Origin of the sequence: Halomonas sp. AOP43-D1-4, from assembly GCF_052446175.1 — a bacterium.
Lineage (GTDB): Bacteria > Pseudomonadota > Gammaproteobacteria > Pseudomonadales > Halomonadaceae > Vreelandella > Vreelandella citrativorans.
The window spans coordinates 144,584-156,528 of record NZ_JBQSVY010000006.1 but is presented as its reverse complement, the minus strand read 5'-3'; the positions used below and the strand labels follow the sequence as shown (position 1 = coordinate 156,528).

At 53.2% G+C, this 11,945-nt stretch carries 11 protein-coding genes; 3 read left to right on the top strand and 8 right to left on the bottom strand.

Going from position 1 to position 11,945, the window contains the following annotated elements; all coding sequences use genetic code 11:
• The first annotated feature begins 61 nt into the window (after positions 1-61).
• Together ACT3RQ_RS08410 and ACT3RQ_RS08405 are read left to right on the top strand one after the other, a co-directional pair.
• Complete coding sequence (locus tag ACT3RQ_RS08410) at positions 62-1,513, top strand: cobyric acid synthase (protein WP_444680289.1); 1,452 nt, start codon at positions 62-64, stop codon at positions 1,511-1,513.
• A 159-nt stretch (positions 1,514-1,672) separates the two neighbouring features.
• Positions 1,673-2,233 carry a hypothetical protein gene (locus ACT3RQ_RS08405; protein WP_444680288.1) on the top strand — a complete coding sequence of 187 codons (561 nt, stop codon included), beginning with the start codon at positions 1,673-1,675 and terminating at the stop codon, positions 2,231-2,233.
• Between the two features lie 28 nt (positions 2,234-2,261).
• Here the strand turns inward: ACT3RQ_RS08405 and ACT3RQ_RS08400 are convergent, their stop codons facing one another.
• Both ACT3RQ_RS08400 and ACT3RQ_RS08395 read right to left on the bottom strand, forming a co-directional pair.
• Positions 2,262-3,443, bottom strand: a complete 1,182-nt coding sequence (locus ACT3RQ_RS08400) for a vWA domain-containing protein (protein ID WP_444680287.1) — start codon at positions 3,441-3,443, stop codon at positions 2,262-2,264.
• A gap of 3 nt (positions 3,444-3,446) precedes the next feature.
• The gene (locus ACT3RQ_RS08395; protein WP_444680286.1) at positions 3,447-4,301 is read right to left on the bottom strand and encodes an AAA family ATPase; all 855 of its coding nucleotides are present in this window, start codon (positions 4,299-4,301) and stop codon (positions 3,447-3,449) included.
• 564 nt (positions 4,302-4,865) lie between these two features.
• On the opposite strand from ACT3RQ_RS08395, the gene ACT3RQ_RS08390 reads away from it, so the two are divergent.
• Positions 4,866-5,471 carry an OmpW/AlkL family protein gene (locus ACT3RQ_RS08390; RefSeq protein ID WP_172118208.1) on the top strand — a complete coding sequence of 202 codons (606 nt, stop codon included), beginning with the start codon at positions 4,866-4,868 and terminating at the stop codon, positions 5,469-5,471.
• Between the two features lie 89 nt (positions 5,472-5,560).
• Here the strand turns inward: ACT3RQ_RS08390 and pepQ are convergent, their stop codons facing one another.
• From pepQ to ACT3RQ_RS08360, 6 genes are read right to left on the bottom strand one after another with little or no spacing between them, the layout of a single operon-like run.
• Positions 5,561-6,859, bottom strand: coding sequence for a Xaa-Pro dipeptidase (gene pepQ, locus ACT3RQ_RS08385; RefSeq protein ID WP_444680285.1), 1,299 nt, complete (start codon positions 6,857-6,859; stop codon positions 5,561-5,563).
• 14 nt (positions 6,860-6,873) lie between these two features.
• Positions 6,874-7,785, bottom strand: a complete 912-nt coding sequence (locus ACT3RQ_RS08380; protein ID WP_172118206.1) for a LysR family transcriptional regulator — start codon at positions 7,783-7,785, stop codon at positions 6,874-6,876.
• A gap of 49 nt (positions 7,786-7,834) precedes the next feature.
• Positions 7,835-8,881, bottom strand: a complete 1,047-nt coding sequence (locus tag ACT3RQ_RS08375) for an ABC transporter ATP-binding protein (RefSeq protein WP_444680343.1) — start codon at positions 8,879-8,881, stop codon at positions 7,835-7,837.
• 17 nt (positions 8,882-8,898) lie between these two features.
• On the bottom strand, positions 8,899-9,915 hold the full coding sequence (locus ACT3RQ_RS08370; protein ID WP_444680284.1) for an ABC transporter ATP-binding protein: 1,017 nt from the start codon (positions 9,913-9,915) through the stop codon (positions 8,899-8,901).
• Positions 9,916-9,922: 7 nt separating this feature from the next.
• Positions 9,923-10,879, bottom strand: a complete 957-nt coding sequence (locus tag ACT3RQ_RS08365; protein ID WP_172118204.1) for an ABC transporter permease — start codon at positions 10,877-10,879, stop codon at positions 9,923-9,925.
• Complete coding sequence (locus ACT3RQ_RS08360; protein WP_172118203.1) at positions 10,876-11,925, bottom strand: ABC transporter permease; 1,050 nt, start codon at positions 11,923-11,925, stop codon at positions 10,876-10,878. Before ACT3RQ_RS08360 ends, ACT3RQ_RS08365 begins: the two co-directional genes overlap by 4 nt.
• Between the last annotated feature and the right edge of the window lie 20 nt (positions 11,926-11,945).

Here is an 11,945-nt window from a genome sequence, read left to right as displayed (position 1 = left end):
TGTAGAGTGCTCGCTACAGTTCGGCCTTTGCTGGGCTAACTGAACGTATGGAGCATGTCGCATGGCCACCTTAATGATTCAAGGCACCACGTCAGATGCAGGTAAGAGCACCGTGGTCGCCGGGCTATGCCGAGTACTTAAACGTCGAGGCTTTCGTGTGGCTCCTTTCAAGCCTCAAAACATGGCATTGAACAGTGCCGTAACTGAAGATGGCGGAGAAATCGGCCGCTCTACCGCTCTACAGGCACAGGCCGCTGGCGTTGCGCCTCATAGCGATATGAACCCCGTGCTGCTTAAGCCGGAATCGGATCGTGGCGCCCAGATAATTTTGCGCGGCAAGGTGTACGGCCATATGGGGGCGCTGGATTACCACGCCTTTAAGCGGACTGCTCAGGAAAGTGTCATGGCCGCCTGGCATGCATTGCAGCGCCGTTATGATGTCATTATTGCCGAAGGGGCGGGCAGCCCTGCCGAAATTAATCTGCGAAAGGGAGATATCGCAAATATGGGGTTTGCGGAGGCGGCAGATTGCCCCGTATTACTGGTCGGCGATATTGATCGAGGGGGCGTATTTGCCCAGTTGGTAGGCACGCTTGAGTTGCTAAGTAAAAGTGAGCAGGCGCGTACCAAGGGATTTATCGTTAATCGTTTTCGCGGCGACATTGGCCTGCTGAATCCTGGGCTTGAGTGGTTGACCCAGCGGACAGGTAAACCTGTGTTCGGCACCTTGCCGTATCTGCAGGGATTATTACTGGATGCTGAGGATAGCGTAGGCCTCACCCAAAAAACAGCGCAGGTAGCGCCATTAACTATTGTTGTGCCGGCGCTTCCACGTATCAGTAACCATACCGACTTTGACCCGCTGCGCCTTCACCCTCACGTGGCATTGCATTTTATTGGACCGGACCAACCGATTCCCGCGGCGGATGTCATCATATTGCCGGGCAGCAAGAGTACTGCCCACGATCTGGCGTGGCTAAAGCGCCAAGGATGGGAGGTGGCCATTAAACGCCACCTTCGCTATGGCGGTAAGGTGTTGGGTATTTGCGGTGGTTTTCAGATGCTGGGCGAGTGGGTAGAAGACGCAGAGGGCCTTGAAGGCCCACCAGCGCGCGTTGCGGGGCTTGGGTTATTGTCGCTTACCACGCAGATGGTCTCGGGCAAGCAGTTGCGTAACGTTGTGGGTCAGCTGCTACCTGAAGGGGCCAGTGCCACCGGTTATGAGATCCATAATGGGGTTAGCGAGGGCGCGGCGCTGGCGAACCCGCTATTTGATTTGGAAAACCGTCACGAAGGGGCTGTTAGTGACGATGGACAAATAATGGGTACCTATCTGCACGGCTTGTTTGACCATCCTGATGCGTGCCAAGCGCTCTTGAAGCGCTTTGGGCTGACCGAAGTAGGCCAAGTGGATTACCTGGCCCATCGCGAAAAAGAGCTAGAGCGTTTAGCGGATTCGCTGGAGGCGCATTTGGAGATAGAGGCAATTATTAAGCTTATCCAGCAAGCTTAATGGTCTGATAGCAAGCGGCGCTGGTCGTTTGCCTTGCAGTTGTGTCTTTGCTGATGCTGTCATAAGGATAAATTCTGGCTGGTATGCCGCGTCGGTATCCTCTAACCTTGCGGCGTTAACGTAGCTGATACTGGTCGCAACAGCGTAAAAGAGAGCGTCATGAAGGTAGTTCAGATTAAAGAAGCGGGGCAGCGAGATGCCTGTTTAGCGCAACTGTGCGCTAGCGTTTATGGTCAGCAGGCAGGATTAACCCCGCTGGTGGTGTTTGCCGGTACGCGCAAGGTGCTGTTTACCCAGGAAATAGCCCGTTTGGTTGCGGGTGTAGATGGTGCTGGTAAGCCGTTGGCGCTGGCGCTGTTGGTATTGGATGAGGCGGGCGAAGGCATGACGATTACTCACGCCTGCGAGTTTGAGCAAGGCGCCAAGCAGCGGCTTATCAGCGAATTGGCGCTTAAAGCGCCGCTGCGCGTTGAGGTAGATAATGCGGAGCAGGAGGCGGTTTATCAGGCGAGTGGTATCAAGCGCTGGTTTGATGGCGCTGACAGCAAACGCATTGGCTTAAGCGGCCGCCATCCGGCCAGTAATGCAGGAGAGCTGGCCGCGACCGTTGTGTTGGATGAGGCGCTCATTTTACGACGCTTTAAGCACGACCCAAAAGCATTTGAAAGCGCCAAACAGGACTTTCTAAACGGCTTGAACCAGTTTCCCGCAACGCTCTGAGCATGCTTATCCTGTGAGCTGGCCGAGGCTACTTTTTGGCCAGCTCGCGCATGGCGCTTTCCAGCCCTTCCAGTGTCATGGGGTACATGCGGTCCTCAATAATGTCACGAATCAACTGCGTGGAATACGTGTACTCCCAAGCGCGAGGTGGCATGGGGTTAAGCCATGCCAAGTGGGGAAAGGTCTCGCAGACGCGTTTCAGCCATGTGCCGCCGGGCTCTTCATTAAAATGCTCGACACTGCCACCTCGGTGAGTAATCTCATAAGGTGACATGGCCGCATCGCCTACGATGACTACCTGATAATCCGCGCCGTAAGTGTGGAGCACGTCCATGGTGGGGATGCGCTCGCTGCCGCGTCTTGAATTATGTCGCCAGACCCCTTCGTATAAACAGTTATGAAAGTAGTAGTGTTCAAGATGCTTGAATTCAGATCGGGCAGCCGAAAACAGCTCCTCACAAACACGAATGTGGTCATCCATGGAGCCGCCTACATCCAGAAACAGCAGCACCTTAACGGCGTTGTGGCGCTCGGGGCGCATCTGAACGTTTAGTAAGCCCCCATCGCGCGCTGTTTCACGAATAGTACTGTCGACATCGAACTCTTCCAAAGCACCCAGGCGGGCGAACTTGCGTAGTCGGCGCAGCGCCATTTTGATATTGCGGGTACCCAGCTCCAGCGAATCGTCATAGTCGCGAAAGCGCCGTTCATCCCAGACCTTTGTTGCGCGGCGATGGCGTGAGCCTTCCTGGCCGATACGAATGCCTTCAGGGTTATAGCCATAGGCGCCAAATGGGCTAGTGCCGCCTGTGCCAATCCACTTGTTACCGCCTGCATGGCGCTCTTTTTGCTCCTCCAGGCGTTTTTTAAAGGCTTCGATCAGCGCTTCCAGGCCGCCTAGCGATTCAATGTTGGCTTTCTCTTCATCCGACAGTTGCTTTTCGAATTCCCGGCGCAGCCAGTCATCGGGAATCAACGCCTCAATGGCGGCATCCATGTCTTCAAGGCCTTTAAACCAGGCAGCAAACGCACGATCAAAACGGTCAAAGTGGCGTTCGTCTTTTACCATTACCGTGCGAGTGACTTGGTAAAATGCTTCCATATCGGCGAATACGACGCCACGTTCAACCACCGCGTGCAGGTCCAATAACTCACGCAGCGAAACAGGCACGCCTGCACGCTTTAATGCTTCGAACAGACCAATAAACATGGCTTAACGACCTGTGCCTTTCTGACGGCGTAACATAAACGCCAGGCGTTCAAGCAGCTGGGTATCCTGCTCGTTTTTAACCAGTGCGCCGGCCATGGGCGGCAGCGCCTTGGCTGGGTCGCGGTTGTAGAGCGCTTCCTGGGCAATTTCATCCGCCATTAGCAGCTTAAGCCAATCAACCAGTTCAGAGGTTGAAGGTTTCTTCTTAAGGCCGGGCGCATCACGTAGTTCGAAAAATACGTTCAGCGCTTCGCCGACCAGCCGCGGTGCAATATCCGGAAAGTGCACATCCACTATCGCCTGCAGAGTGGCTCGGTCGGGAAATTCAATGTAATGAAAAAAGCAGCGGCGCAGAAATGCATCGGGTAGCTCTTTTTCATTATTGGACGTGATGATAATAATGGGGCGTTGATTGGCTCGGATCGTTTCACCGGTCTCGTAAACGTGGAATTCCATGCGATCCAGTTCCTGGAGCAAGTCGTTCGGAAACTCGATATCGGCCTTGTCTATCTCGTCGATCAAAAGCACGACACGTTCATCGGCCGTAAAGGCTTCCCACAGTTTGCCGGGCTTTATGTAGTTGGCTACGTTCTCCACGCCTTCGACACCTAGCTGAGAATCGCGCAGCCGGCTAACCGCATCGTACTCATAAAGCCCTTGGGCGGCCTTGGTACTGGATTTAATATGCCAGGTAATTAGCTGAGTGCCCAGTGACTCGGCCAGCTCTTCCGCGAGCAGGGTTTTACCGGTGCCAGGCTCGCCCTTAATCAGCAACGGCCGTTCAAGAATAATCGCTGCGTTAACCGCTTGCTTTAGTGCATCAGTGGCAATGTAGGAAGAAGTAGAGTCAAACGCCATGAAGAGTGCCTCGACGGGTCGAAAACGTATTCAAACAAGTGTACGTGAGGGTAGGTGTCGGGGCCAACAGCCAATTCCGATGGCGTTAAATAGAAGCACCAAGACTCAATGGATACGCACGGTACCTTTATGGGGCAAAACTACCTAAGCACGAACAGGGTTGGTGCACTTTCTTCGCATGAGATATTGAGGTAGGCGAGTTGAGTACGGGCGCTTTGTATATGTATTTGTATTTTAATAGCTTTTAGGATAATGGCACGCAGTTCGCTATATCGTAAGTACGAAGCAAATGAACAGCATCACTAGCCACATTGGATGCTCTTCCTTCTTTGCTATATCGCCACGGTAATGACCGTTTTGCGATACACCGTGTGAGCTGGCGTGCTCCACTTGGGTCCCCTTCGGGGGGCTTTTTTTATGTGTGAAGAAAAAGAGCTAACATTTTCAACATATAACAAGAATGTCACAAAAAATTTGGAAACACTGTTCGATTGGTATATATTGTATAGGTAAGCCGGTTGGTCGGCACCAATCCCAAGCTAAAATGCATAGAGGGTGAACCTAATGAGCAATATGAAATTAATTTCAGCCGCTGTGGTAACTGCTGGCTTAGCACTGGCTAGCCAGGCTGCCTTAGCGTACAACGCTGGCGATGCATTTGTTCGTGGTGGCGTCGCTCAAACCGATACAGGATCAGGCAACGGTAATATCAATGGAGAGTCACTGAACGTTCAAAGCGAGACAGGCTTCACGTTCGGCGCTGGTTATCTATTTACTGATAAAGTGGGTGTTGAGCTTAATAGTTCTGAAAAGTTTGAACATCAGCTCAATGCGGCATCACAAGACCTGGGAAGCATTGACCGCTTACCCGTAAATCTATTGGTAAATTACTACCCCATGGGTGGGCTGGATTCACGTGTTCAGCCGTACGTTGGCGCCGGGCTTAACTACACACGCTTCTCGGGTGGTCCTGACAATATTGACGTACGCAGAAGCTATGGCGCTATCGGCCAAGCCGGTGTGGATTTAGCAGTCACCCAGAACGTGTTACTGAATGGCTACGTAAGCTATGCGGATGTGGATGGCGAGATCAAACGTGATGGCGAGCATATCGGTAAAGTCGATATGGACCCGGTCACCATCGGCGGTGGCGTGACGTTCCGTTTCTAAGGCATAAGCCAGCTTTAAAATATCATCTAACACCCGGCCGTGCGCCGGGTGTTTTTGTTACGGCTTAACAACAGGTTCTGCTACGGGCCTTATGGGGTCAGATTATCGTAACCATTTTCAGTGACCACTACGTTATCCTCGATACGAATACCACCGCAGGACATTAACTGATCCACCAGCGTCCAGTTAATTGGAAGCGATGTGTCGCGCAACGGGTTTAGGAGCATCGGAATAAAGTAGAGTCCTGGCTCAACGGTTACCACCATGCCGGGTTTCAAAATACGCGTTAAGCGCAGGGCGGGATGTTCGCTTGGGGCGGGGGCCGCTGAGCCATCAGGGTGACGTAAACCGGCTACGTCATGCACTTGAAGCCCCAGGGAGTGACCTAAACCGTGTGGGCAGAAGGCGCGAGTGACTCCTTCGCTTACCGCTTGCTCGACGGTGCCTTTAAATATGTCATGGGCAACGAGGACGCTTCCCAGGGCTTGGTGCATTTGCTGGTGTAGCTCAACAAAAGAGGTATCCGGTTCGATGCGACTAATAATGTCATCTTTTAGGTGATGTAGTGCCGTTACCAGTTCTTCAAAAATCGCGGGGGCATCAGGCCCTGCGTGGGTGCGGGTGATATCTGCGCAGTACCCTCTAAAGCGTCGCCCGGCATCTACTAACAAGCTGTAGCGCTGGCTGGGTGGTGTTATATCGTAATGTTGGTAGTGCAGGACGCCTGCATGTCCATTCAAACCAATAATATTCTGGTAGGGAACGTTAGATTCGCGCTGTCGGCTAGCCGCTAGGTAGGCCAGTTGTATATCGAGCTCGCCTGAAGCGCCAATAAAGGCGGCTTGGGCGGCCTCGTGACCTGCCATTGCAAGGTGATTGGCTTCTCGTAGACAGGCAACTTCGTAAGGTGTTTTGAACATGCGAAGTTCATCAAGCGCTCGCACAACCTCATCAGGGGCTGTTTCAGCGTTCAACGCTTGCTGAATATCGGGCGCCGTGCTTGCTATATCGCCTATGACAACGCTGCGGCCCTCTAAATGAGGTGCGCGTGCGTGGGCACACTGATGTACATCAATGACGGATAGCCAGGGCTCATCGGGTAGCAGAGTAGGCTGATGCCAAAAATCAGCGGGCGCATGCAGATAAAACTGCGGTTTTTTACCAGGCTCAATGACTAGCCAGCTGTGCTGAATATCCGCAAGGCCTACCCAGTGCATAAAATGGCCATAGGTTTGGAAAGAGGAGGCATGATCGTCAGCAAAATGATGGCTAGCGTGGCCGCTATAAATCACCAGACTGTCAAAGCCGTACTTTGCTAACACCTGCTCATAGGCGTGCTGTAAATGAACGATATGATCAAGCTGCAGGTTAAAAAGCGTTGTTGACATGAAAATCTATCCTGTTAACTACGTGACGGGGCGAGTTCGCTCCAGAGTTTGTCTAGCTCTGCATGGTGCTGATGCTGATGGCGGTATAAGCGCAGTTCCATGGGCACATCCCAGCGGCTATCGCCTGCTCTGACGAGGGTGCCTTGGGCGAGCTCCTGTGAAACGTTGCGTTCTGGCAGCCAGCTCATGCCATATCCCAGCAGTACCAGCTCTTTTATACCTGCCGCGTATAGATTTTCACTTTGTGCCACCAGGTGGGTGCTTTGAGGTAATCTGGCCAAGTGTGCCTTTATCGCAGAGCCCAGCAGGCCTCGCTTGGGGTAGGCAAGCCAAGGCGAGGGCTGTTGGCGTGTGCCTGGCAAAACGGTACAAGGCTCGCCTTGAGGGGCAAGGCCTGTCACGGGAATTAGCCGCTCATGGCCGATCACCCGATAGGTGCAAGCGCTTGTATCGATATCCAGGTCGCATCGCCCGACAGGCCAGTAACAGATAGCCAGGTCGCACTCTGCGCGCATTAACGCTTGAAAATAGTCGTGAGCAATCCACCCGGTAGCGCGCAGGTAGGGCTGTACATGGTCCTGCCAGCCGGTAGATGCTAGCCATTCAGGCAGAAAATTCCCCAGCAGGCTTTGCGGGGCGGCCACCATAATGCGCCGCTGTTGACCGGCATTAATCTCGCGCAATCGGTCACGCGTTAAACGAACGCGCTCCGTTACCTGTTCGCATAAGGTGAGGAACTCCTCACCGGCGGGGGTTAACGAAAGCGGTAGCGTTTGGCGATTAATGAGCGTAATGCCCATCTCTTCTTCCAACAGTTTAATCCGTCTAGAGAAGGTCGGCTGGGTTACGTTTTGATCATCGGCGGCACGTGAAAAGTGCCGAGTCCTGGCCAGGGCAATAAAGTCTTCTAGCCAGCGAATTTCCATGCTTTACCTCGCAGTGAGATGGCGTGACTGGCCAGTAAATGCCTACGCTTCATAGGCGGCCTTCCTCAACAGCGTGGCAGGCTACACGCGTGCCGTCATCCTGCATTTTTAATTGCGGGATTTCTTGAATGCAGCGCGCATTGGCATACGGGCAGCGACCATGAAAAACACAGCCGCTCGGTAAGTTAACCGGCGTTGGCACCTCACCTTTAAGGCGAATATGCTGCGGCCGGTCATCTTCAAGGCGCGGAATAGATGAAAGGAGTGCTTGGGTGTAAGGGTGGCGGGGCTTGGCGAACAGAGTCGAGGTCGTGGCTATTTCGCACACGGTGCCCAGATACATCACGGCAACCCGCGTACCAAAATGCTCCACTACCGCAAGGTCATGGGTGATAAACAGGTAGGTCAAATTGCGCGCGTGCTGGGCTTCCATCAACAGGTTCAGCACCTGTGCCTGAATAGAGACATCCAGCGCTGAAATGGGCTCATCGGCAACAATAAACTCAGGGTCCACTGCCAGCGCTCGCGCAATGGCAATACGTTGACGCTGGCCGCCGGAGAATTCATGACCAAAACGCTTACCCCAGTCTGGGTCAATGCCCACCGAGCTCATTACTTCTTCGACCTTATCGGCGATCTGCTGGCGGTTCCATGCGGGGTGGTGCAAGCGCAGTGGCTCTTCCAGTGTTTGCTGGATGGTCATCCGGGGATTAAGCGACGCGTAAGGGTTCTGGAAAATCATCTGCATGCGCTTGCGATACGGCAGCAATTGGCGCGAGCTTAAATGGTCAATGCGCTGACCATCATAGTGAATCTCGCCTTCAGATGGCGTAATGAGCCCCATGACTGTACGGGCAACGGTCGATTTACCGCAGCTGGATTCGCCAACCACACAGAGTGCCTCGCCACGCATTATCTCCAGGTTCACGCCATTAATAGCGTGTACGTGTTCCTGGTGACGAACGAGCTTGCCGCCTTTAAATCGCAATTGGTCAAGAAAATCGCCTGATAGCGAAAACCGCTTTTTGAGATCGCGGATTTGCAGAAGTGTCTGGGCTTCTTCGACGTTTTCAGCGGGGATGTGATGCTCTGCCATCGCACTTGCCTGCGTACTCATTGGCTTTCCTCCTTTAAACGACGATCTTCCAGCAGTTCAGCCACCATATGGCAAGCTACCTGGCAGTTGCCCGCTTGTACAAATCCGGGCACTTGCTCAATACAAGCGGGGCGGGTTTGCCCATCGGCGCGCTTAATAAAGTCGCAGCGCGGGTGAAAGGCGCAGCCGCTGGGGAGATTGGAAAGCGAAGGCATGCTGCCACGGATCTGATTCAGTCTTTCACCAGGTGTTGCCATCTGGGGCAGGGCATTAATCAGCCCTTGGGTGTAAGGATGCTGCGGGTCATTAATGATCTCACGCGTAGGGCCTTGCTCAATCACGCGGCCGGCATACATGACCAGCATGCGTTGAGTGACCTGACTCACGACGCCAAGGTCGTGAGTAATCAAAATAAGCCCAACATTGTGCTGTTCGCAGAGATCCAGCAGTAGCGCCATGATTTCTGCCTGAATGGTAACATCCAGTGCCGTTGTCGGCTCATCGGCAATAATGATGTCCGGGTCAAGCAGCAACGCAATAGCAATAATAATGCGCTGCCGCATGCCGCCGGAAAGTTCATGAGGGTATTGCTCCAGACGCTTTTCCGGTGAGGGAATTTGCACCTGGCGTAATTTATCCAGTGCAATGGCGCGGGACTCTTTAGAGGAAATTCGTCGGTGAGCTTTTAGACACTCCACCATTTGAGCGCCAATCGATAACACTGGGTTCAGCGTCATCATTGGGTCCTGGAAGATCATTGAGATTCGGTTGCCACGTATTTTACGCAGCCCGCGCTCCGACATGGTATTCAGCGTTTGTCCTTCAAACGTAATACTGCCACCGGCAATAAATCCGGGCTTGGCAATCAGGTTAAGCAGCGAAAACGCCGCAACCGATTTGCCAGCACCAGACTCGCCTACAATGCCTAAACGTTCACCGCGCTCTAGCGTAAAGCTAACGTCACGCAGTGCACGTACTTCGCCTTGGCGCAGGCCAAACCGTACATCCAGTTGGGAAACTTCAAGTAATGCCATGGTGCCCTCAGCCTTTATAGAGTCGTGGGTTCATGACATCGCGCAGCCAGTCGCCCAATAGATTGATAGACAGCACCAGCACTACCAGTACCGCACCGGGAATTAGCGTGATCCACCAGGAGCCTGATTGAATGTAGTCAAAGCCTGCCTTGATTAACGAACCAAGCGATGGGTGGGTCTCGGGCATCCCCAGGCCCAAAAACGACAGCGCCGCTTCAGAAATAATGGCGTTGGCAATTTGCACGGTAGAAATAACGAAAATAGGCGATAACGTATTAGGCAGCACATGGCGGAACATGATCCGTTTGCTGCGGAGTCCCATTACTCGTGCAGCGTCTACGTACTCCTTGTTTTTCTCGGCAAGTACGGAAGCGCGCACGGTACGGGCGTATTGTGGCCACTCGGCCAAGCCAATAATCAGTACCAGCATCAGTACCGCGTATTGACTATAAAATGAGCTACCCAGGGTGGCCTTCACCACAGCACCGACCACGATAGCCACCATCAAGGTGGAAAATGACAGCTGAATATCCGCCAGACGCATAAAAAAAGCATCCACACGGCCGCCCAAATAGCCTGCCATTAGGCCAAACGTTACGCCTAAAAGTGCCTGCAAGATCACCGCACCAAAGCCGATCAAAAGCGATACCCGCGTACCGTACAAAATAATCGACCAAAGGTCTCGGCCCTGGGCATCGGTGCCCAGCGAGTAGCGTTCGTCCGCTCCGTCGACCCAGAACGGTGGCAATTCGGAGGCCATAATATCGATCTGACGCAAATCGTAGGGATCGGTAGGTGCAATAAGAGGCGCGGCAAAGGCAGCCACTACCAGGCAGATAAATACCGCCAGGCAGAGCTGTGCCGTGCGGTCACTCTTGAAGCTGTACCATAAATAGGAGTCGCGAAAGCGTTGGAAATGGCTGGGCGATTTGCTCTTGGGCACGCTCTTTGTTGTCATCGTCATGCGGGTTTACCCGTCAGTTTTACGGTGGGGTTCACAAAGCCGTAAATCAAATCCACGATGGTGTTGGTCACCACGAAAATGACACCGACAATCATTAGATAGGCCACGATTAGCGGGATATCAGCCCGGTTGATCGCGTCCAAAAACATCAGGCCCATGCCCGGCCACTGGAACACGGTTTCGGTCAGAATGGTGTAAGCCACCATCGTGCCGATTTGAACACCGCCTACGGTGATCACCGGTAGCATGGTGTTTTTAAGCGCGTGGACAAAATAGACGCGGCGCATTGAAATGCCCTTGGCGCGGGCATACTTGACGTATTCAGACTGCAGTACTTCCATCATTTCAGCGCGGATCAAGCGAATAAACAGCGGCAGCATGATAGAGGCGAGTGAAATGGCGGGCAGCACTAGGTGTTGCAGGCCGCTCCAGGTGGCCAGGTTGGTATCCCAATAGCCAAACACGTGCACTAGGTCATAACCGCGCCCAAACGAGGGCATATTACCTTGAGTGGATAGCGCACTGTTTAACCAGGCCCCCCACGCGGTCCCTTCGGGGAAAATTGAGACGGTAATGCCGATAGCAAAAATTTGAATTAATACAATCGCGGTTAAGAACACCGGAATCGAAATACCGATAATCGATGCCCCCATAAAAAAACGCGAGATAATCGAGCGCGGTTTGATAGCGCTGTACACCCCGATAGGTGCCGAAAAAACCACGATAATTAAGGTGGCCGCAAAGACGAGCTCAAGCGTTGCTGGCAGGTGGCGTGCAATAACGCTGAGCGCCGGTTCGCGGTAGAAGTAGGAGTTGCCAAAATCGCCTTGTACGGCATTTTTGGCAAAGCGCACATACTGCACCATGAAAGAATCATTAAGCCCTAAGCGCTCGCGCAGGGCCTCTCGTTCACTTTCGGGGACCGATTGTCCAACCATCTGCTGTATCGGGTCACCCAGGTTATCCTGGATGGCGAAGGCCAGCACGCTGATGATGAACATCACCAATACCGCGTGCATCAGCCGCTTGATTAAAAAGGCAATCATGGCGTACGCCACCTATGTAA